The organism is Peribacillus sp. GL_122 (assembly GCF_057835005.1).
This window is the reverse complement of the sequence record NZ_CM174415.1, coordinates 1749097-1771563: the sequence shown is the minus strand read 5'-3', so window position 1 is coordinate 1771563 and position 22467 is coordinate 1749097. Positions and strand designations below refer to the sequence as shown.

Below are 22467 nucleotides of genomic sequence, written 5' to 3'. Positions count from 1 at the left end.
TCCGACAAACAGGGCACCCAAACATGAAATTATCTTGGTTCAATGATTAGTTTTATTGCCGTTCTCTCTTCGCCATCAATAAGTATATCTGTAAAAGCAGGAATACAAATCAAGTCGACTCCACTAGGTGCGACAAACCCTCTCGCGATTGCTACTGCCTTGACGGCTTGATTTAACGCACCTGCACCGATTGCTTGAATTTCGGCTGCTCCTCTTTCCCTGAGCACTCCCGCTAGTGCGCCTGCTACAGAATTAGGATTAGATTTTGCTGAAACTTTTAATATTTCCATTCCTAGTCCTCCTTGTTTTCCCTGCCGATTCTAACTTGGCTCAATAGTTATAACACTTTCCACTGCTACTATATTCATCAAGTAAAACTTGTATGACAAAGAAAACCGGGATTGTCCACCATTTATTACTGAATGGAAAAACGGATGGACAGTTTGACTGTCCATCCGTTCGAATCATTGATAAAATGGATGATCTTCGTTAATCAGTATCCTTTCTATTTTTATTGCCTTGCCGGTTTTATCATCAATTTCAAGGAGAACCCCACTCAATAGCGTCCGACCCTCTTTTGGCACTTCGAAACGAACAGGAAGGCTAGTTAGGAACCGCTGGATGACTGCCCCTCTTTCCATACCTAGGATGCCATCATATGGTCCTGTCATGCCTACATCTGATATGTAAGCGGTGCCTGCAGGTAATATACGGTTATCGGCTGTCTGGACGTGTGTGTGTGTACCGACAACGGCTGTAACCTTCCCATCCAGGAACCACCCCATAGCTTGCTTTTCACTCGTAGCTTCTCCATGAAAATCGACAAAGATGATCGGTGTCTTTTTTCGAGCCTCCGCCACGAGTTCTTCCGCCTTTTTGAACGGACAATCCAAATCAGGCATGAACGTTCTCGCTTGCAAATTGATGATCGCTATTTCATGATGGTTCAATTTTAAAAATTTCATTCCTTCTCCAGGTGCCCCGTCTGGAAAGTTAGCTGGACGGACGAGATATTTCGCTTCATCAATAAAATTGAAAATATCACGATTATCCCATGTATGATTTCCCATGGTCACCGCCTGCGCTCCCCACTCTAAAAAACTTCGGTAAATCTTTTCTGTAATTCCCCGGCCACTTGCTGCATTCTCGCCATTGATGACCGTGATATGCGGACGATACTTTTCTTTTAACTTAGGAAGGTATTCTTGGATCATGTCACGACCAGGAGACCCCACTACATCTCCAATAAATAGCAATTTCATTGTAAAATCCTTTCTAGATTCACCTAATAATATGAATTATTCAAGTATGTATTGTAACATAATTTGGGGTAATTATAGGAATTACGCTTAACGACTAAAATCGGAAATAGAAAAAACGAAGTGGTTTGCACCACTTCGTCTTTCCTTTACAATTATTTGGCGTATTCGACTGCTCTTGTTTCACGGATGACCGTGACTTTTATATGACCTGGGTAATCGAGCTCTTCTTCAATCCTTTTCCGGATATCACGAGCGAGTCGATGTGCCGAAAGATCATCGATTTGTTCTGGTTTCACTAGAATCCGCACTTCTCGTCCGGCTTGAATCGCAAAAGATTTTTCCACTCCATCATAGGATTCGGAAATTTCCTCAAGTTTTTCAAGTCTTCTAATGTAATTTTCAAGCGTTTCACTTCTAGCTCCCGGTCTTGCAGCTGATAATGCATCAGCGGCAGCCACAAGCACTGATATGATGGAAGTTGGTTCCGTATCGCCATGATGTGAAGCGATGCTGTTAATGACAGTTGGATGCTCTTTATATTTGGTTGCTAATTCAACGCCAATTTCAACATGACTGCCTTCCACTTCATGATCAATCGCTTTCCCAATATCATGCAATAAACCTGCACGGCGGGCAAGAACTTCATCCTCACCAAGCTCAGCGGCCAGTAAACCTGAAAGCTGGGCCACCTCAATTGAATGTTTAAGTACGTTTTGCCCATAACTGGTACGGAACTTCAAACGTCCTAGTATTTTGATGAGATCTGGATGGAGACCGTGAACTCCAACTTCAAAAGTTGTTTGTTCACCAATTTCACGAATATGTTCATCTACCTCACGTCTTGCTTTGTCAACCATTTCTTCAATGCGAGCCGGATGGATCCGTCCGTCCTGAACAAGTTTCTCAAGAGCCAAGCGTGCCGTTTCCCGTCTAATTGGATCGAATCCGGATAAAATGACAGCTTCAGGAGTATCATCAATAATAAGGTCAATACCTGTTAGCGTTTCTAACGTCCGGATATTTCGTCCTTCACGTCCGATTATCCGTCCTTTCATTTCATCGTTTGGAAGATTTACTACAGAAACGGTGGTTTCTGCAACATGATCAGCCGCACAACGCTGAATGGCAAGAGAAAGGACTTCTTTTGCTTTTTTATCAGCTTCTTCTTTGGCACGGGTATCACTTTCTTTAATCATAAGCGCTACATCGTGAGCCAGCTCGTTTTCCATTCGGTCGATAATGATTGCTTTAGCTTCTTCACGAGTTAAACCGGAAACACGTTCAAGCTCTGTTTGCTGCTTACGAACCGTCTCGTCCACTTTGCTTTCCATCTCTTCAATATGCTGTTGTCTTTGGTTTAGAGAATCTTCTTTTTTCTCCAAAAGGCTCTCACGTTTGTCTAACGTTTCATCCTTGCGGTCCAGATTCTCTTCTCTTTGCAATAACCGATTTTCTTGTTTTTGTAATTCGTTCCTTCTTTCACGGGCTTCCCGATCCGAATCGGCACGAACTTTATGAATTTCATCTTTTGCTTCCAACAAGGCTTCTTTCTTAAGTGCTTCCGCTTCACGTTTTGCATCCTCAAGGATGTGTTCTGCAGAGCCCTTTGCCCCTGCTATTTTACTCTCAAATTTTGATTTGTGAATAAAATAACCAACAACTGCACCGACGATTAGGCCAAGCAAAGTGAAGATGATTGTCATGGGTTCCATCGTTTCACCTCCCCTTGCTATGAACTTTTTACATAAAATGTTGAACTGTCGGCAAGTACATTGCACATAAATTCAATATACAGCACTTAATTTTCAAAATTTTAGTTTGAAAAATTGTAAAATATACATATTAATTGTATAGTTGAGAATTTTTATTGTCAAGCGTTTGTCCCTTATGTATCAATGATTATTCAAGTTTTCTTAATATCAACCATCATAATCTACAGCATTCATTATGGAAGAAGTCTGTAAATCTGATTTCAATGCCCTTTAATCCGCTGAAAATTTCGCACTTTTCTCAAAATATACATAAAAGGCCTAAGCGAACAAGCTTAGGCCTTTTATAAATATCATTAATCAAGCAATTCAAAATGCTCTTCTGGTTCATTTTCTTCTGGCGGTAATTCATGCTCTCCATCGAGATTATAGTGATCTCTGATTTTCTGAGAAATTTCCTGAGCGATATCCTGATTTTCTTTCAAGAACAGCTTCGCATTTTCGCGACCTTGTCCGACACGCTCTTCATTGTATGAATACCACGAGCCACTTTTAAGGACGATATCAAGATCTGCACCCATATCGATGATTTCACCTTCCTGTGAAATCCCTTGACCATACATGATGTCAACTTCTGCTTGACGGAATGGTGGAGCAACCTTGTTTTTTACAACTTTGATTTTCGTTTTATTACCGACGATTTCATTACCTTGTTTTAATTGTTCCGCACGGCGCACTTCCAGACGAACAGTTGAATAGAACTTCAATGCCCGGCCTCCCGGAGTCGTTTCCGGATTTCCAAACATAACACCGATTTTTTCACGGACTTGGTTAATGAAAATGGCAATGGTATTTGATTTATTAATGGAACCAGACAGTTTTCTAAGTGCCTGAGACATCATCCGGGCTTGAAGACCCATATGGGAATCTCCCATTTCGCCTTCGATTTCAGCTTTAGGAACAAGTGCTGCCACCGAGTCAATGACAATGATATCCACCGCTCCACTTCGAACTAACGCTTCAGCGATTTCTAAGGCTTGTTCACCCGTATCAGGCTGTGAAAGCAGTAACTCATCGATATTCACACCAAGTTTTTCTGAATATGCTGGATCTAACGCATGCTCGGCATCAATGAATGCAGCCGTGCCGCCAGTCTTTTGTACCTCTGCAATAGCATGTAATGCAACAGTCGTTTTACCCGAGCTTTCAGGTCCATATATCTCAATGACCCGGCCTCTTGGATATCCGCCCACTCCCAATGCTACGTCCAATGCTAAAGAACCGCTTGAAATCGTTGAAATCCTACGATCAGTCTGTTCCCCAAGTTTCATAATAGAACCTTTACCAAATTGTTTTTCAATTTGTTTTAACGCCATATCTAAAGCCGCTTGACGATCACTCACTCAATTTCCTCCTCTATATTCAAATAATCGGCTGCCCGATTAAAGATGTACTTACGTTAGCAATTATTTGAGATCAAGGTTTGTACCCTGTCTCAAAACCTATCTTTACTATATACTCTTTTTACTATTTTGCCAAGCAAAAAGTCGAACATTCATTCGTTTTTTTCTTCTGGGATATTCTTTATAAAAAAAGCGTTTTATCTAAAGGAAATCTCCATTTCGTTTCACTTACTCCCCCAAAAAAACATTTTCATTGAATTAACTTTTTTCTTTTTTTCCCTATTTTTCAAGAAACAAACTTCTAAAACCAAATAAAAAGCAGAGCTGTAAAAAGCTCTGCTTATAGCGTTTATAAATCCCTTAATAGGTAATGACAGCCGTACTTCACACTCCGAATACGGTTTTGCGCCCTGCTGCCTGAAAGATTCAACTCCTTGAAATGAGTGTTTCCATCCCGATAGGAAATGCCAATAAATACTGTACCTACAGGCTTGCCTTCTTGTTCATCCGGCCCTGCAACGCCCGTAAAGCTTATGCCTACATCCGCATCGAGCTTGCTCCGGACATTAGAGGCCATTTCCATAGCACACTCACCGCTGACCACCCCATACTCGGAAATGGTATCATCACTGACGCCGAGGACATTAGACTTCGCATCATTCGTATAGCAGACAATTCCGCCTTTGAAGACTTTACCGGCGCCCGGGATGGTTGTCAGCTGTTCTTGGAACATCCCTCCGGTCAAGCTTTCAGCTGCCGCAATCGAAAGCTTGCGGACCGTTAATTCTTTTACAAGTTCCTTTATTAGCGAAGTATTATCACTTCCATAATGGAACTTGCCGACCCTGCTAAGAATTTCTTTTTCCGCTTTCAATATAAGCTCTTCGCATTTTTCTTTAGATGAGTCTTTAGCGGTGATCCTTAACGTCACTTCCCCTTCGGCTGCCAGTGGAGCAATTGTCGGATTCGTTTGATTGACAAGGAGATCTTCAATCACCGTTTCCAGTTCGGCTTCGCCTATACCGTAGAACCGAAGAACCTTGGAATCGATCCGTTCATGCTTTTCCAATTTATTCATGATCTTTTCATAACCATAACTTAAAAACATCGGCTCCATTTCACTTGGCGGACCAGGTAGAAGCATATATGTAATCCCAGATTTGGACAAGACCATTCCCGGTGCCATCCCATGATCGTTTGCCAACACTTCACTGCCTTCTAAGACAAGGGCCTGCTTTTTGTTGTTTTCCGTCATCGGACGTTCCCGTTTTTGGAAGTAAGCTTCAATGGATTGCAAAGCTTCATCATTAAAAACGAGCTTTTTCCCTATATGACGAGCAATCGTTTCTTTCGTCAAATCATCTTTGGTAGGACCAAGTCCACCGGTAAAGACAATCAAGTTCGCCCTTGATTCAGCGATTTCTATAGCTTGTTGTAAACGGCGGTCGTTATCCCCGACCACAGTATGGTAAAAAACGTTGATCCCCATTTCCGCAAACTGCTGCGATAAGAATCTTCCATTAGTGTTATTGATTTGTCCTAAAAGAAGCTCTGAGCCCACTGCAATGATTTCTGCATCCATCTTTTCAAAACCACCATTCGTTTTACTTTGAATTAACAAATACTTCTTTGTTTTTTATAAAATAATCCAAACCTGACCAGATTGTAAAGATTAATGCAATCCATAATGCGATATTAGCAAAAGGCAGTGAAATGAGGGCAAATGGAAGGTTATGCAGCAATAAAGCCGAAATAGAAACAATTTGTGCCCATGTTTTAATTTTTCCAAGCTGGTTCGCTGCTACCACTTCCCCTGTACCCGCTAACACCAAACGTAATCCGGTGACTGCAAACTCGCGACTTATGATCACGATGGCAATCCAAGATTGACCGTACATTAAATCTAGATCAACCAAAACGATTAAGGCAGCCGAAACCAGAAGTTTATCAGCCAATGGATCTAAAAATTTCCCTAAATCAGTAATCATATTATATTTTCTGGCAAAATGGCCATCGATCCAATCCGTAGTGGAAGCGATAATAAAGAGGATGGCTCCAGCTAAGTGCGCCACTGGCAAACTGTATTCTCCCCAAGTTAGCGTTCCCCATGAAAAGGGAACAAGCATGATGATTAAAAATACTGGAATTAAACAGATTCTTGCTACTGTAATCTTATTAGGCAGATTCAAAACTTTTACCTCCAAAATTTACGCCTGCCATTTGGGCAATGCGTCTTAGATCTGAAATAATGCTTATATGTATAATTTAACTCAAAATCCAATCTTATATGCCGGGTAAACCATTTCCCGTCGCCTTACTATTATATAGAGCAAAAATAGTCATCTAAAAGATGACTATTCGGCTTTCGTAAATTGTATCGTAACCAATTGCGTATTCACTTCAGTCGGTGAAATGGAATACTCCAGCTTCTCATCATTCACATAAATCTCAGTTTCATATGCTCTGCCTATATTGATGACAGCTTCTTTTTCATTGGTGAAATCAATTACCTGGCTTTTGTCCTTGTCGATAGTGCCCTGGAAAAGTAATTTACCTTCACCATTTTTAATGCCTACCCATGGTGAGCCTTTGGAGGTCACCTTTAATTTAAAGGTATCGGTATTTTTTAATTCATACGTACTATTTTTACCGCTGGAACTGGTGACGGCAAGTTTTTGCTCTTTCTTTTCATCTTTGACAACTGCATCATCTTCATTCTTCTCATCAGATGAATCCGATTTTTCTTCATTCTGTTTTTGGTCTGCATTCTCTTTTTCTTCGTTAAACCCATCACTTTTATTGTAGCCCACGGCTTCATTCTCTTTAGCGTTCTTTTTGTCATCATTATCCGGGTTACTCATATAGTTCGATACCAGCACCCAAATCAATACGGCAGCACCAATTACTAAAACGACAGCCAAGATCTTCGGTAACATTTCTACAACCTTCGAATCCCCTGCCGGTATCGTTTTTCTGGATTGGACCCTTGAAAGCTGTTCTGGCAATTCCTCGCTATAGACCGATGGTATTTCACTCTTATATTGTTCGAAAATCTCTTCTGAATCCAGTCCGACCGCTTCACAATATTGCTTTATGAATGCCCGTACATAAAACTTTCCAGGCATCATACTGTAATTTCCCTCTTCAATGCCAATGAGGTAACGCTTTTGAATCTTTGTTAATTCCTGCAAATCTTCTAAGCTAAGACCTTTGGCTTCCCTAGCTTCCTTTAATCGATTACCTAACTCAGTCAAATAAAACACCTGCCATTTTTAAAAGTCAAAGGAACCAAAATCGGACCCTGAAAACTGGTCTTTTTGGTCGACAACTTCATATGTTATTTCTTCTTCAGGATTGTTTCGCAATTCAATAATATAATCAAAGTCTTCGAGGGTATACTCCGTATTTTGGACAAAAACATCCGGATGTTCGATTACTTTGACAGCATCAAGCCTCATTATTTCGCGGATCAACTGCCAATGACGCTCATTTGCACGGCGAGTGGAAACAATTCCATCTAAAATGAACAAATTATCATTATTATATTCATCCTCAATAAGCTGACTGCGGATAGTCTGCTTTAAAAGGGTCGATGACACAAACAACCATCTCTTATTAGCACATACACTCGAGGCTACGATAGATTCAGTTTTCCCGACACGAGGCATCCCTCGTATCCCAATTAATTTATGACCTTCTTGTTTAAATAGCTCGGCCAGGAAATCGACAAGCAAGCCTAGTTCATCACGAACAAACCTAAAGGTGTTTTTCTCATCGGCATCGCGTTGAATATAACGTCCATGCCTGACTGCGAGGCGATCACGCAATTTAGGTTCCCTAAGCTTAATGACCTTAATCGTATCCATCGTACGGAGGATTGACTCGAATCTTTCTATATTACGGCTGTCTTTCGCCAACAAAAGTAAACCACGCCTGCCTTCATCGACCCCGTTGATGGTGATGATATTAATGGAAAGCATACCCAGAAGGGATGAAATATCCCCTAATAAACCAGGACGGTTGACTTGAATTTCATATTCAAAATACCATTCTTTATTATCCACGATAACACTCCTTAAGCCTAAAAGTTTTTACCCTACTCAAGGGCAAAAAACTTATCCATCGTAAATTTTCAAGGTCTGAACACTTTAATATTAATTGTCTAGCTTCTATAATATAGCATTTCGTGATAAGTTAAAAGGAAAAACCCTAGAAAAATATTCATTTTTATATAAGGGGATAAATAGTCATCCACTTCAATCCAAAAGGCCCTGTTAATTAATAACAGGGCCTTTTGGATTGATATTTTACTTCGTTGCATTGTTCTCGACTAACTTGACCATGACACTTGCCATGGCATGCTTTTCTTCATCGCTTGCGACCGACCAAAGATCAGCAAGCACTTTCTCTTGATCATTCTGGGGCTCAACCTGATTAGCCAGGTAATCACCGATTTCGAAAGCCAAGTTGTTAACAGCACCTTCTGACAAACCTTGTTGTTCACCTTGATTTAATCTGTCGCCTAAGAAATTTTTCCATTGATCCCAATTGTCCAGTACAGACATGAATGGTCACCCTTTCCTTCAAAATAGTACATAGATATTTTGTGAAGGAACCGAGAAAATTATACATGTCTAAAAAAAATCATGTGTACCATCCGCCATTTACGCCTAAGATTTGCCCGGTTATATAAGACGACTTGTCGGAAAGCAAATAATATACGGCCTCGGCGACTTCTTTGGAATGCCCCATCCTGCCCATCGGGATATCGCCTTTGATGATCTCCAGATCTTCTGCACTGAATGATTCGAGCATGGAAGTGGAAATCGCACCGGGGGCAACGGCATTTACCCGGATTCCATTAAGCGATACTTCTTTGCTAAGCGCCTTGATAAAAGCATTTTGACTGCCCTTGACCATAGAATATAATACTTCACAAGATGCACCTGTCTGCCCCCAAATCGATGTGACCGCAACGATGGCAGCCTGTTCTTGGTACATAAGCTTTGGAAGCAGTTCCTTGGTTAATTGGAAAGGGCTCGTTACATGCAGCTGGACCATTTCATTAACGATTGTCTCATCCATGTCCGATATAAGCCCATAATAGCTATTGCCACTATTAAGGACGATTGCATGGAGGGCAAAAATATTTTCCGCCAATTTCTTGTATCCATCCGGTGCAGCCAAATCCGCTTGAACCGGAATAAGTTCGACTTGATGAGGCTTCAGTTCTTCAATCAGTTCAAGTATCGCTTCTTCATTGCTGTTATAATGTAAATAAAGTGAGTAATTCTCCTCGGCAAGCTTTATAGCGATTTCCCTGCCGATTCCTCCGCTGGCTCCAGTAATAAGGGCAAAACGTTTCCCCACATTGCCGCCCCCTTTATATTATTTAGGAAGTACCTGGCAGACAGTCATCCGTTGATCGGATATTAAGTCCTTGGCGACCTCCCTGATATCTTCGATCGTTAGTTTTTCCAATACCGATACAACATCGAACAAGTTCATATCATTGAATGCATATCTGGTGAATTGATTCGCTATATATTCCGGCGAATTCAGGGAACGAAGGAAAGAACCGATTTTTTTCTTGATTGTCCTTTGCAGGCTTTCTTCATTCAGGCCGGTTCCGGCTTTTGATTTTTGCAGGATACCAAATAATGACTCCGTCAACTCGTCAGGTTTGGCACTGTCCCCGCCAATTAACGCAAACCCAAAACCTTGTTCCTGTGTATAATCATAAGAAAAGCTTTGATCGATCAACCCTTCCTCATATAGCTCCTCATGCAAAGGTGAACTCTTGCCAAACAGCATTTCCAAATAAATATTGGTCGCCAATTCCCTTTTCAAAAGCTGTAATCCTGATTGGTGCACGTTGATGGCCTTGATGCCCAGCATCACTTTTGGTGTCTGGACATTCATCCTTAAGACTTCCTTATCCTTGGCAACGACTTCCGGCTCTTCGTCAAATTTACGTTCCACTGCAGGTTGTTCGTTGTACCCTTTATTATTTTGATTATCCCGAATCAGTTTCATGGTGCTTTCGACATCTACCGGTCCTACAACGAATAAGAGCATGTTGCTAGGATGGTAAAACGTATTATAACATTCGTAAAGCATATCCTTCGTAATATCTGCAATGGATTCCACAGTACCGGCAATATCGATTTTCACTGGATGTTGATGATACATATTGGCTATCGTCCCGAAATATAATCGCCAGTCTGAATTATCATCATACATATTGATTTCCTGCCCAATGATTCCTTTTTCCTTCTCTACCGTCTTTTCCGAAAAGTAAGGATCCTGGACAAAGTCAATTAAGGTGGTTAGATTCCTATCGAAATCGGACGTGCTGGAAAATAAATATGCTGTACGGGTGAAAGAAGTAAAGGCATTTGCAGATGCTCCCTGCTTTGAAAATTGCTGAAAAACATCACCATCTTCCTTTTCAAATAGCTTATGTTCAAGAAAATGGGCGATCCCATCAGGTACTTTAGAGAATTCCGTTCCATTCAATGGTTTGAAATGGTTGTCGATTGAACCATAATTCGTCGTGAAAGTCGCAAATGATTTATTGAACCCACTTTTCGGAAGAATATATACTTCGAGACCATTATCCATTTTTTCATGGAAAAGTTCTTCTTTCAATTGAGTGAATGCTATTTTTTCCATTACCCTTGCACCTCCGCTTCCGTTAGGAAATAAATCGTATCAAGCTGAATCTTTTGAGCGACTGCAATGATTTCTTCCTTTGTCGTCCGTTCTGTTTTTGCAAACCAATCGTCGAGTGATATATCCTGCCCGGAAACCACATTATGATATAAAATTTCCACAAGTCCTCTCGAAACGTCAATGGTTTCAAGGAGTTGGTTCTTAACGACCGCCTTTGTCTGTGCCAGTTCTTCTTCGGAAAAGTTCCCTTGCTTCATTTCCTTCATTTGTGCGTGGATGATATCCAATGCCTGCTTGTAGTTGGCATTTTCAATGCCCGCCATGACCATTAAAAGTCCTTTATGACTTTCGAGCCTTGAAGCTGCATAATAAGCAAGGCTGGCTTTCTCCCTGACATTAATGAAAAGTTTCGAATGTGAAAAGCCACCAAAAATCCCATTGAATAGCTGAAGAGCATAATAATCCGGATCACCGTATGCAACTTGGGTTCGATAACCGATATTCAATTTACCTTGTTTCACATCTGAATTTTCAATGATTTCTTTTTCCTTCTCCACTACCTTGCCTGGCTTCCTTGGCAGTCCCACAGGCACTCGTTCTTGCAACGACACATACTTGTCAGCTAGAACCTCCACTTCCGATTCATCGATGTCACCGATTACATATAAATCGATTTCATCCTCCGTCAGCACTTTTTTATAATGGGCGTAAAGGGATTCTGGAGTTATCGTTTCCAAGTCTTGAAGATTGCCGCTCGCTTCAAGAGCATATGGTTCGTTTTTGCACATTTCCTCTACAAGGCGTGTAGCTGAATATCGCATCTTGTCATCGGAAATGGATTGAATCCGCTGTTTTAAAGAACGGATTTCATTGGAAACCGTTTTAGAGTCAAAGGCTTCGCCGTTCTTCTTCGGATTAAAGATCACCTCTGATAATAGCCCAAAAGCCTTTTCGAGAAGCGGGGTTGAATCACTAAGGAATTTTTCATTAACGATATCGATCGTAAAACTTATGATTTGATATTCTCCTTTTTTAGCTACATCGACATAAAACCCTGCCCCATACAAATCATCTAGATAAGATCGAAGCTCGGGAGTTGTAGGATATTTACTTGTATTGCTTTGTAATACATATGGCAGCAATGCACGATATGTAACGTCCTCTTTTGTCAATGGTGCTTTCATCTTCAGTACGAGAGTATTCGTTTTATATTTATCCGTACGGACCACATGAAGCTTGTAGCCGCTTTTTTCCGTAATAGTATCGGAAGCAATTGACATGAATAATCCTCCTCATTATATAAATCACCTTTATTAGCTTATTGTTTGTAGATCGGAACCCTTTTAAACATCTACTTAAAATATACATGTGAAAGGAAAAATCATGCAAGTTACAGCTACTTTTTTTGGGTTTTCACAATGACTCCATCAATTGCGGCCCCAATCTTAAGCTTTCACATAAGGAAAAACCGGTCAGCACAATTTGCTGACCGGTCAAATTACTTATCTTTTCCCTTTGATGTAAGGCTGTCCAGATGCTTTTGGAGCATCTGCACGTCCAATGAAACCAGTTAGTGCAATGATCGTCAGAACATAAGGAGCGATCAAGAGGTAAACAGATGGAATATCCTTGAAGAAAGGAAGGCTCGAGCCAACGATGCTTAAACTTTGAGCCAAACCAAAGAATAGTGCTGCACCCATTGCCCCGATTGGGTGCCATTTACCAAAAATCATAGCGGCAATGGCCATGAACCCTTGACCATTGATTGTCGCATGATTGAATTCATTCGAAAAGATGGTAGCATAAATCGCTCCGCCGATACCGCCAAAAGCACCTGATAATAAAACGGCGGCATAACGGATTTTCGTAACATTGACACCCATCGTGTCAGCAGCCATCGGATGCTCCCCCACTGCACGGATCCTTAATCCAAATGGCGTTTTATAAAGTATATACCAAACTACAAACGATATTAGGATCGCTATATAGACGATATAATACCCATTTGCGAAAAAGATAGGTCCTATAAATGGAATATCACTTAGTAAAGGAACATCAATCCTTGGGAATGTTTCTGTGATCCTATCAGTTTGACCTTTGTCAAAAATCAGCTTCACCAAAAACATGGTCAGACCTACTGCCAACAAGTTGATGGCGACCCCACTAACCGTTTGGTCTGCCCTGAACGTAATGCATGCCACAGCGTGTAGAATGGAAAACAGTAATCCGGCAATCATTGCCGCTAAGACGGCAAGCCACGGAGTCCATTCGCCAAAGACATCAGCAAACATTAAGTTAAAAACGATCCCTGTAAAGGCACCAATGACCATCAATCCTTCTAAACCGATGTTTATGACACCTGCCCGTTCAGAAAACACCCCTCCGAGTGAAGTAAAAATAAGTGGAGCAGCTAGAGCAATCATGGATGGAATAATTATTTGCAGTACTTGGTAAAAATCCACTTATTTCACCCCTTTCTTAAATCGAGCGGCAATCCAACGAATAAAATAACTGGATGCGACAAAGAAAATAATCAATGCTATGACAATATCTACAATTTCACTTGGTATGCCGGTTTCTAGCGGCATATTTAAGGCACCTGCTTTCAGTCCCCCAAATAATAAGGCGGCCAGAACAACCCCAATAGCTGTATTCGCCCCTAGTAAGGCTACTGCAATCCCGTCAAAGCCCATACCTGTGAACCCGCCTTTGACCGCTGCATAACCGAAAGTTCCAAGACCTTCCATCGCACCCGCAAGCCCTGCAAAAGCACCTGAAATAACCATGGAAAGGATGATGTTCTTATTTACACTCATCCCTGCATATTCGGACGCGTGCTGATTGAAACCTACCGCTTTCAGTTCAAAGCCCGTTTTTGTTCTTTCAAGAATGAACCACATGATGATTACGCATATAATTGCTACGACTATTCCCCAATGCATCCGGGAAAAATCCGTAATGCTTTCAAAAAAAGGAGAACGCAGTGATGCTGTATCTGCAATTCTTTCTGTTTTATCCAGCTTGTCAGTCAGTACATTCCGAATTAAATAATTCGTTACATATAAAGCTGTATAATTCAACATGATAGAAACGATTACTTCATGTACACGGAACTTCGCTTTTAAATATCCAGGGATGAATGCCCACAAGGCGCCCGCAGCTGCACCAGCTAAGATCGCCAACGGCAAATGGATGATCCTTGGAAGCTCAAAAGCGATTCCGACCCAAACCGCCGCCAGCCAGCCAACTATTAATTGCCCTTCCACACCGATATTGAATAGGCCCGTACGAAAAGCAAAAGCCACTGCCAAACCAGCAAGGATATAAGGGATGATTGTCCTGACGGATTCCCCTACATAATAAGAATCCCCAATAATTCCATTAACCATGGAGCCATAGCCGGCAACTGGGTCATAGCCGCTTACCAACATGATTATGGCCCCAACGACCAAGCCGAGGATAACTGCTATTAACGGACTCGTTAATTTAGATAAATACTTAGACATGTTGTTTTCCACCTGCTTCCGTCCGTTTACTGCCGGCCATAAGAAGGCCAAGCTCCTGTTCAGTCGTTTCTTTCGGATCGACAATTGCGACGATTTCCCCTTCGTATATAACAGCAATTTTATCGCTCACATTCATGATTTCTTCCAATTCAAATGATATGAGGAGTACCGCTTTTCCTGCATCCCGCTGTTCAATCAGGCGTTTATGGATAAACTCAATCGCACCCACATCAAGCCCGCGTGTAGGTTGTGCCGCAATCAATAAATCCGGGTTCCTATCAACTTCACGACCGATGATTGCCTTTTGCTGATTGCCGCCAGAAAGCGCCCTTGCCGGGGTATATTCACTCGGAGTACGAACATCGTAACTTTTGATCAATGAACGGGCTTTTTCAAATATTTTCTTTGAGTTCAAGATACCAGCTTTTGAGAAAGGCTGTTGATAGTAGGTTTGCAAGACAATATTTTCCCCAATGCTGTAATCAAGAACCAAACCATGCTTATGCCTGTCTTCTGGAATATGACCAACGCCCGCTTCCGTGATTTTACGCGGCTTCAGATTACTGATTTCTTTTCCATTTAACTTTATGGAACCTACTGTTGTCTTCCTTAGACCAGCCAATGCTTCAATTAATTCGGATTGACCATTTCCATCCACTCCAGCGATTCCGACAATTTCTCCTGCACGGACAGTTAAATCCAAGTTCCGAACAGCTGAAACGCCACGGGGATCCTTGACTTCCAGTTCCCAAACCTCGAGAACGACATCAGAAGGAGCAGCTGCCGTTTTTTCCGTCTTAAATAAAACTTCCCTACCGACCATTAAGCTGGCCAATTCGTTAGGGTTCGTTTCGCTGACATTCACTGTTCCGATTCCTTGCCCTTTGCGTATAACCGTTACCCGGTCACAAACCTCCATAATCTCTTTAAGTTTGTGTGTAATTAAAATGATAGATTTCCCCTCTTTGATAAGAGCTTTCATTATAAAAATCAGTTCCTTGATTTCTTGAGGAGTCAGAACAGCGGTTGGTTCATCAAAAATTAATATCTCCGCACCACGGTAGAGTGTCTTTAGGATTTCAACACGTTGCTGCATCCCTATTGAAATATCGGCTATCTTTGCATTTGGGTCGACACGAAGCTGATATTGTTCTGATAGTTTCCTAACTTCCTCACTCGCTTCTTTTAAATCGATCTTACCAGCCTTTGATGGTTCTTTTCCTAATATGATATTTTCTGTTACAGTAAAAGGGTCAACGAGCATAAAATGCTGATGGACCATTCCAATCCCTAAATCATTGGCAATGTTTGGACTGGTAATCTTGACTGGCTCACCATTCACACGAATTTCTCCCTGCTCTGGCTGGTATAAGCCGAATAAAACATTCATCAATGTGGATTTTCCCGCGCCATTCTCACCTAATAATGCGTGAATCTCCCCTTTTTTAACCTGAAGGGTAACGTTATCATTTGCGACGATGCCTGGGAATTCCTTACGGATATTGAGCATCTCAATTACATATTCCACGTATTATCAACTCCTAGAATGAGTGTAAATATTCTTAATTAATAAATTGATATCTTACCTTATTGATTTTTTTGAAAAAAACCAAATGAAAAACTACGAATCTATCATAGTTTTTCATTCGATATTTTACAGTGCCAAGCGCATTTTTTAGGAAAAGAAAGAATAGAGGGCAATTCTGCTCCCTATTCCTTCTGGCATTACAGCTTATAAACCAAGTTTTTCGAATTCTTCATCCGTACCCGGAACTACGAATTCACCTGATTTAATTTTTTCTGTCCACTCATCGACCGCTTTTAAAGATTCTTCTGTTACGTTATCTTTTGTATCGGAAATGCCTACACCATTTTCTTCGATACCGTACTCAATTACTTTTCCGCCTGGGAATTTCCCTTCTTTCGCTTTCTCGGAAAGGTCTTTAACTGCTACGTCAACACGTTTAAGCATGGAAGTCAGTGTGATATTGTCGTCAGTACCCGGAACTGCCCCTAATTTAGCTTGGTCGCTATCTACACCGATTACATAGATTTCTCTCTTTGGATCTTTTTGCTTTTGCTCTACAGCTTCAGTGAATACACCTTTTCCAGTTCCGCCAGCAGCATGATAAATGATATCGATACCAGAAGAATACATGGAACCTGCAGTGGATTTACCGATATCAGCTTTATTGAAATCTCCGGCATATTTAACTTCAACTTTTGCATCCGGATTTACAGATAAAACCCCAGCCTTAAAGCCAACTTCGAATTTCTTGATTAATTCAGATTCAACTCCGCCGATAAAACCGACCTTGTTTGTTTTCGTTTGCAATCCGGCAATTACACCTACAAGGAATGAACCTTGCTGCTCTTTAAAATTAATGCTGGCTACGTTCTTTTTATCAACAACAGTATCCACGATAGCAAAGTTTGAATCCGGACGTTGGTCAGCCACTTCACCAACAGCTTCGGCTAAAAGAAAACCGATACCATAGATTAGTTGGTAATCTTCACGTACAAGCGTATTCAGGTTTTTAGCGTAATCGGCATCAGATTTAGATTGCAGGTAGTTATAGCCATCTTTACCTTTTTCCAGACCATTATCCTTACCGAATTCCTGAATGCCTTTCCAAGCGGATTGGTTGAACGACTCGTCATCCACGCCGCCAGTATCAGTTACCATCGCAACCGTGAAATTATCTTTGTTTTTCCCATTTGAAGATTCTTTATCATCATTCTCTGAATTACCACATGCCCCTAGTAGCGTACCGGCTGCAAGAACAAGTGAAAGAGCTAGACCTAATTTGCGCTTTTTCAATTTTTATCCCCCTAATTTACATAGTTTTTTGAGCAGGAATGTTCTGAAAAGTCATTTATGTTTGCGTTTTCACTTCTCGTTAATTTTTTTTGCATACGTTTGATTTGACTTTTACGGAATCAAAACAAACGCTTGCATTCACCCGTATGCAGAGTCAAAGCCTACACACGTTTACGAAGAACATGAAAGCTGAACATATTGGCTTTAAAGTAGTTAACAGAATACAGAATAGGCTGGTCCCAATCATCCAGATGCATCTGCTTTAGAACGAGTAGTGCGGCTTCTGGAGAGCAATTAAGGATAGGAGAAACTTTCTCATGATATCCAATAGGCTCAATCTCCGCTACGGCATGCGTAATTTTCCGATGCGCATCTCTTTCCAAAATATCAAAAAGAGACTCATCATTACGGTCAAAATTTTCTGATAGTATAGATTCAGGAATTTTGTCAATACAGTAGACAACTGGCTCCCCATTCGCTGTCCTTACTCGCTCGATGATGACGATGCGTTCATCTGTTGAACAAGAAAACCTGCGTATATCCTCTTCTGTAGGTTCTTGGGCCGTCGAGCTTAAGAAAATCGTACCCGGCTTCATTCCTGCCTCTTCAATCATGTTCGTGACACTTTTTAATTGCTCGATACCTGAAGTGAACCGAGGTTTTGGATTGACGAAAGTCCCAACTCCATGGCGGCGAATGATGATGTTTTCTTCTTCTAAAATTCGCAGCGCTTCTCGAAGTGTCGCCCTACTCACTCCCAATTTTTTTGCAAGATCGAATTCTGAAGGGAATTTTTCATTTTCCTGATAGACTCCTGCTTCAATATCCTGCTTCAGGTAATCAATGACCTGCAAATATAAATGTCGACTATCTGATTTTATTGACATACAGTTTCCCCCAGCTAATTTCTTAAGACATCAGACCTCTGATGTTGAATCATTCCTACTAATCGAAAATAATATAACATTTTTTTTGATATAAATAAATAGTGTTTTACTATTTACTTTAAAAGAATTTAGGAGAAATTACCCTTCCATGTGTCTTTCAATCTAGATACAGCCGAGGAATTTGTACGATTATTCTCCTAAATCAGATAAATTTATTTTGAAAATGCAAAATGATTGCAGCTCTGTTCAAGATGATGTTTTCCTGTATAATAGGATTTATCTTCTTTGAAGGGATGTACACAAGATGTTAAAGATTACAGAATACACGATTGAAAAATTGAATGATCCATTTGGTATTTTGTCCGGGGAACGTTACGAGTTGTTCTTGGATATTGAAGTGCCTGAAGAGGATGAGCTCTTTTCAGAAAATGGTTTATATATCCGGGTGCTTTTTGCATTGGAAGAACAAATAGGCAAATTGATTAAATATGATATTTTTGAAAAAGGGAACGAAGGCGCACTCGAATTCGATTTAGAAGAAGATGAAGAAGCGCTGATTACCGACTTCTGCCTTAAACATTTAGACGAGGCGATGAATAATTAAAAAACCGGGCTGCAGCCCGGTTTTTTTCAACTATGATGAATGCGCTTCATCCTGTTCATCTTTAGTAACCAATACATTTCGTGGTTTACTGCCTTCATATGGACCGACAATTCCCCTCGCTTCCATTTCATCAATCAATCTTGCTGCCCGGGTATAGCCAATCCGGAAACGGCGCTGCAGCATGGAAACAGATGCAGTCTGCATTTCTACGATCAAGGACACCGCATCCCCGTATAAACTATCTTCGACTTCACCATTTGAAGTTTCTGCAATTTCATCCGGTATCATCTCTTCGTTATATTGTGCTTTTTGCTGTGAAATGACATATGTGACAACTTCCTCGACTTCATTGTCGGATAAAAAGGCCCCTTGAACGCGAACCGGTTTTGAAGCTCCTGCAGGCAGGAAGAGCATGTCACCCCGTCCTAACAGTTTTTCGGCTCCGCCCATGTCGAGGATCGTTCTTGAATCGGTCATTGATGAGACACTAAAAGCAATCCGAGATGGGATGTTCGCTTTAATAACCCCTGTAATTACATCTACGGATGGCCGCTGAGTGGCAATTATCAAGTGGATGCCCGCGGCACGTGCCATTTGTGCAAGCCGTGTGATGGCATCCTCTACATCATTTGAGGCGACCATCATCAAATCTGCCAGCTCATCGACAATGACTACGATATAAGGCAAGAGCGGTTGTTTGGCATCTTCTTCTATGTTATACCGATTAATATAATCATTGTAGCCTTCAATATTACGGGTACCGGAATGAGAAAATAGCTCGTAGCGCCTTTCCATTTCACTGACCACTTTTTGCAAAGCCTGTGCAGCTTTCTTTGGATTCGTCACTACAGGTGCGAGTAAGTGGGGAATTCCATTATAGACATTCAACTCCACCATTTTTGGATCGATCATCATCATTTTCACTTCATGCGGTTTTGCCCGCATCAGAATACTCGTGATAATCCCGTTGATACAAACGGATTTCCCGCTGCCGGTAGCACCAGCCACTAGTAAATGCGGCATTTTATTAAGCTCCGCCTTAACCGCTTCACCAGAAATATTCCGCCCTAAGCCTATTTGCAGTTTTGCGTCAGGCTTGTCAACTTCTTTGGCCTCTAAAACTTCCCTTAATGACACCATTGCCACTTCGGAGTTAGGCACTTCTATTCCGATAGCCGATTTTCCGGGAATCGGGGCTTCGATCCTAATATCCTTTGCGGCAAGTGCAAGGGCCAAGTCATCGGATAGGCTGACAATTTTACTGACCTTCACCCCTACATCCGGATGGACTTCATATTTGGTTACGGCTGGGCCTAAATGAACTTGAGTGACCCTCGCTTTCACTCCAAAGCTATGAAAGGTGCGCTCAAGTTTTGCCGCATTTTCATGGATCAATTGGTACTCTCCGCTTTGGTCCGTTTTTTTGGGCTGCAATAACAAAGAAAGAGGGGGTAAAAGATATTCTTTATTTTCCACTTCCGTAAAATTCATAGGCGGAACGGCGTCATCCTGTTCCTCTGCACTTTCAGCTGCAGGTTCCGTAACTACGGGAATTATTTCGTTTTCGTCGCTATAGGCTTTATCAGCAAAGCTGGAAATGATCCGTTCGGTAGCCATTTGCTGTGTTTCCTCTTCTTGATGAAGGGGCTGATCCGTTTCCTCCACCGGATCTTTTTCCCGTTTCTTCTTTTTCACGGGATTCTTTTTCTTTTCTTTTTTGTCGTCATTCCACGTTTTCATATCATCTATGAATGCGGACCATTGCTTTTTGAAAAAGCCGCCAAGACCCTTGAAAAACTTCCCGAGGGTTTCACCTAACGTTTTCCCGGTCAATAGGACGGCACCTACAATGATAAAAAGGAATGAAACGATTTTCGATCCAGCTTCGTCGAATAAAAAGTATGAGGCTGCAAATAATATCGCTCCAATCATACCGCCCCCAAGGTCCTTTGTGCTGGCCTTGCCGGTCACTTCCATCCAGAATAGTTCCCATGTATTCGAAATGACGCTTGGCTTCGTAAACGGTCCTCCATCTGCAAGCATGTTAAACAGTGTCACATGGCTTAGCAGGAGCATGCTCGCGACAAGAAAATACATCCCGACGAATTGCCGTTTTAACAGGTAAGGGACCTCCCTCTTTATCATCAAATAGAAGCCAGCTGCAATTGCTCCCAACAATAAGAGGATATACCATTCCCCCATGAAAAAGCGGATTAAAAAGACCGTCCCGTTTCCCACTGCTCCAAGCTTGGCAATGGCAATGATGGCCAAACCTATTAAAGTGAGGCCGATCAATTCGTATTTAAGCGTTAGTTTTAACTTCTCTGTACTATTCTTTTTTCTGCGTTTCTTCTTTGCCATAATATCACCTGATTCTTCATGAAACTATTCTAACTTTCCTATTCAACATCACTACATGATTTCCCTTCTCGAAACAAACGTTCGCTCACTGATTATACCAAATATATATGTACCTGTCCTTGTTATATATACCATTTATTATTAAGACGAACATTTTGCCCATATAATGAATAAAGCAGCCAAGCGGCTGCTGATTTTCATTCCAGTATATCATAATTTACCTCAGTTAGTCGTTTTTACTAATGATTCATCTGTTCGAACACATTTATGACAGCCCCCGGCTGAATGTGTACATTCATATAATCTTCAGGATCCGTGCTTACAATTCGATCAATGCGAAACGTGCGGCCACCGTCATGTTCAACCATTACATGTACACCATTATAGATCATTTCTATTAAATTTGCCGTCTTCTCATGGTGATGAGGGAAAATTATTTCTTCAGGAACGATCGTGTAAAGCGTCATTGCAGAAGCCCCTCCTCTTCCCCGGCAATTTTTGGCCTTCTTTCTTCCATGAAGCTATTTAGTTTTCTCATGGCCTGGCCTACTCCTCCTACATCATCGATCATACCGATTTCAACTGCCTCGGCCCCGATTACATTCGTGCCGATATCACGGGTTAAATTTCCTTTAGCAAACATTAAATCCTTAAAACTTTCTTCCGAAACGTTGGAGTGCCGCGTAACAAATTTAATGACTCTTTCCTGCATTTTATCTAAGTATTCAAAGGTTTGAGGCACGCCAATGACTAGCCCTGTCAAACGAATGGGATGAATCGTCATCGTTGCTGTTTCTGCTATATAGCTATGGTCACACGAAACCGCAATCGGCACACCGATCGAGTGACCTCCCCCAAGTACAATCGAGACGGATGGCTTTGAAAGGGAAGCCAGCATTTCTGCGATGGCTAGTCCTGCTTCGACATCTCCTCCGACTGTATTTAAAATGACAAGCAGCCCCTCTATATTGGGATTTTGTTCAATTGCCACAATTTGCGGAATAACATGTTCATATTTGGTCGTTTTATTTTGAGGCGGCAGCTGCATATGTCCTTCAATTTGTCCAATGATCGTTAAACAATGGATTTTTGAGTCCTGAGATAGTTGCGGAACATTAGTAGCCCCCAGCTGCTGAATCTTTTCGATTAAAGTTGAATTCTTACCTTCCTGCTTGCCTTCATTTTCATTTGGTAATGGTGCATTATCCACTATGCCAACCCCTTTCTCTTAAGCCTATA

Annotated in this window: 21 protein-coding genes; 1 reads left to right on the top strand and 20 read right to left on the bottom strand. The window is 41.4% G+C overall.

Annotation, left to right across the window (positions count from 1 at the left end):
* Positions 1–29 precede the first annotated feature (29 nt).
* The 17 genes from spoVS to AC3ISB_RS08565 all read right to left on the bottom strand — a co-directional run bounded on the left by spoVS (position 30) and on the right by AC3ISB_RS08565 (position 18263).
* Positions 30–290 carry a stage V sporulation protein SpoVS gene (gene spoVS, locus AC3ISB_RS08645; protein WP_029281188.1) on the bottom strand — a complete coding sequence of 87 codons (261 nt, stop codon included), beginning with the start codon at positions 288–290 and terminating at the stop codon, positions 30–32.
* 174 nt (positions 291–464) lie between these two features.
* Positions 465–1262 (bottom strand): TIGR00282 family metallophosphoesterase, encoded by a 798-nt coding sequence (locus AC3ISB_RS08640; RefSeq protein ID WP_141992143.1) that lies wholly within the window; start codon positions 1260–1262, stop codon positions 465–467.
* A 152-nt stretch (positions 1263–1414) separates the two neighbouring features.
* Positions 1415–2974 (bottom strand): ribonuclease Y, encoded by a 1560-nt coding sequence (rny, locus tag AC3ISB_RS08635; protein ID WP_063231807.1) that lies wholly within the window; start codon positions 2972–2974, stop codon positions 1415–1417.
* Between the two features lie 353 nt (positions 2975–3327).
* Complete coding sequence (gene recA / locus AC3ISB_RS08630; RefSeq protein ID WP_098370967.1) at positions 3328–4374, bottom strand: recombinase RecA; 1047 nt, start codon at positions 4372–4374, stop codon at positions 3328–3330.
* A 349-nt stretch (positions 4375–4723) separates the two neighbouring features.
* A complete protein-coding gene (locus AC3ISB_RS08625; RefSeq protein WP_489276028.1) occupies positions 4724–5956 on the bottom strand; it encodes a competence/damage-inducible protein A in 1233 nt (410 codons plus the stop codon).
* A 22-nt stretch (positions 5957–5978) separates the two neighbouring features.
* Positions 5979–6563, bottom strand: a complete 585-nt coding sequence (gene pgsA / locus AC3ISB_RS08620; protein WP_034313524.1) for a CDP-diacylglycerol--glycerol-3-phosphate 3-phosphatidyltransferase — start codon at positions 6561–6563, stop codon at positions 5979–5981.
* Between the two features lie 165 nt (positions 6564–6728).
* Positions 6729–7628, bottom strand: coding sequence for a helix-turn-helix domain-containing protein (locus tag AC3ISB_RS08615; RefSeq protein ID WP_098370968.1), 900 nt, complete (start codon positions 7626–7628; stop codon positions 6729–6731).
* 18 nt (positions 7629–7646) lie between these two features.
* Positions 7647–8438: a DUF3388 domain-containing protein gene (locus tag AC3ISB_RS08610; protein WP_034313530.1), complete on the bottom strand. Its 792-nt coding sequence runs from the start codon at positions 8436–8438 to the stop codon at positions 7647–7649.
* A 243-nt stretch (positions 8439–8681) separates the two neighbouring features.
* The gene (locus AC3ISB_RS08605) at positions 8682–8939 is read right to left on the bottom strand and encodes a DUF3243 domain-containing protein (RefSeq protein ID WP_076366409.1); all 258 of its coding nucleotides are present in this window, start codon (positions 8937–8939) and stop codon (positions 8682–8684) included.
* 79 nt (positions 8940–9018) lie between these two features.
* Positions 9019–9744, bottom strand: a complete 726-nt coding sequence (gene ymfI / locus AC3ISB_RS08600; RefSeq protein ID WP_098370969.1) for an elongation factor P 5-aminopentanone reductase — start codon at positions 9742–9744, stop codon at positions 9019–9021.
* Positions 9745–9762: 18 nt separating this feature from the next.
* Positions 9763–11049, bottom strand: coding sequence for an EF-P 5-aminopentanol modification-associated protein YfmH (gene yfmH, locus AC3ISB_RS08595; RefSeq protein ID WP_098370970.1), 1287 nt, complete (start codon positions 11047–11049; stop codon positions 9763–9765).
* Positions 11049–12329: an EF-P 5-aminopentanol modification-associated protein YfmF gene (gene yfmF / locus AC3ISB_RS08590; protein ID WP_144527123.1), complete on the bottom strand. Its 1281-nt coding sequence runs from the start codon at positions 12327–12329 to the stop codon at positions 11049–11051. Before yfmF ends, yfmH begins: the two co-directional genes overlap by 1 nt.
* A gap of 222 nt (positions 12330–12551) precedes the next feature.
* On the bottom strand, positions 12552–13511 hold the full coding sequence (locus tag AC3ISB_RS08585) for an ABC transporter permease (RefSeq protein WP_489276024.1): 960 nt from the start codon (positions 13509–13511) through the stop codon (positions 12552–12554).
* The gene (locus tag AC3ISB_RS08580) at positions 13512–14555 is read right to left on the bottom strand and encodes an ABC transporter permease (RefSeq protein ID WP_098370972.1); all 1044 of its coding nucleotides are present in this window, start codon (positions 14553–14555) and stop codon (positions 13512–13514) included.
* Positions 14548–16083, bottom strand: coding sequence for an ABC transporter ATP-binding protein (locus AC3ISB_RS08575; RefSeq protein WP_489276023.1), 1536 nt, complete (start codon positions 16081–16083; stop codon positions 14548–14550). Before AC3ISB_RS08575 ends, AC3ISB_RS08580 begins: the two co-directional genes overlap by 8 nt.
* 204 nt (positions 16084–16287) lie before the next feature.
* Positions 16288–17376, bottom strand: a complete 1089-nt coding sequence (locus AC3ISB_RS08570) for a BMP family lipoprotein (RefSeq protein ID WP_098370974.1) — start codon at positions 17374–17376, stop codon at positions 16288–16290.
* A gap of 161 nt (positions 17377–17537) precedes the next feature.
* Entirely contained in the window at positions 17538–18263 is a 726-nt protein-coding gene (locus tag AC3ISB_RS08565) for a GntR family transcriptional regulator (RefSeq protein WP_098370975.1), read from the bottom strand.
* 304 nt (positions 18264–18567) lie between these two features.
* On the opposite strand from AC3ISB_RS08565, the gene AC3ISB_RS08560 reads away from it, so the two are divergent.
* Positions 18568–18867, top strand: coding sequence for a DUF6509 family protein (locus AC3ISB_RS08560; RefSeq protein ID WP_480339100.1), 300 nt, complete (start codon positions 18568–18570; stop codon positions 18865–18867).
* Positions 18868–18897: 30 nt separating this feature from the next.
* Here the strand turns inward: AC3ISB_RS08560 and AC3ISB_RS08555 are convergent, their stop codons facing one another.
* The 3 genes from AC3ISB_RS08555 to AC3ISB_RS08545 all read right to left on the bottom strand — a co-directional run bounded on the left by AC3ISB_RS08555 (position 18898) and on the right by AC3ISB_RS08545 (position 22438).
* A complete protein-coding gene (locus tag AC3ISB_RS08555) occupies positions 18898–21228 on the bottom strand; it encodes a DNA translocase FtsK (RefSeq protein ID WP_098370977.1) in 2331 nt (776 codons plus the stop codon).
* 239 nt (positions 21229–21467) lie between these two features.
* Positions 21468–21695: a YlzJ-like family protein gene (locus AC3ISB_RS08550; protein WP_098370978.1), complete on the bottom strand. Its 228-nt coding sequence runs from the start codon at positions 21693–21695 to the stop codon at positions 21468–21470.
* Positions 21692–22438 carry a ClpP family protease gene (locus tag AC3ISB_RS08545; protein WP_228467355.1) on the bottom strand — a complete coding sequence of 249 codons (747 nt, stop codon included), beginning with the start codon at positions 22436–22438 and terminating at the stop codon, positions 21692–21694. Before AC3ISB_RS08545 ends, AC3ISB_RS08550 begins: the two co-directional genes overlap by 4 nt.
* Between the last annotated feature and the right edge of the window lie 29 nt (positions 22439–22467).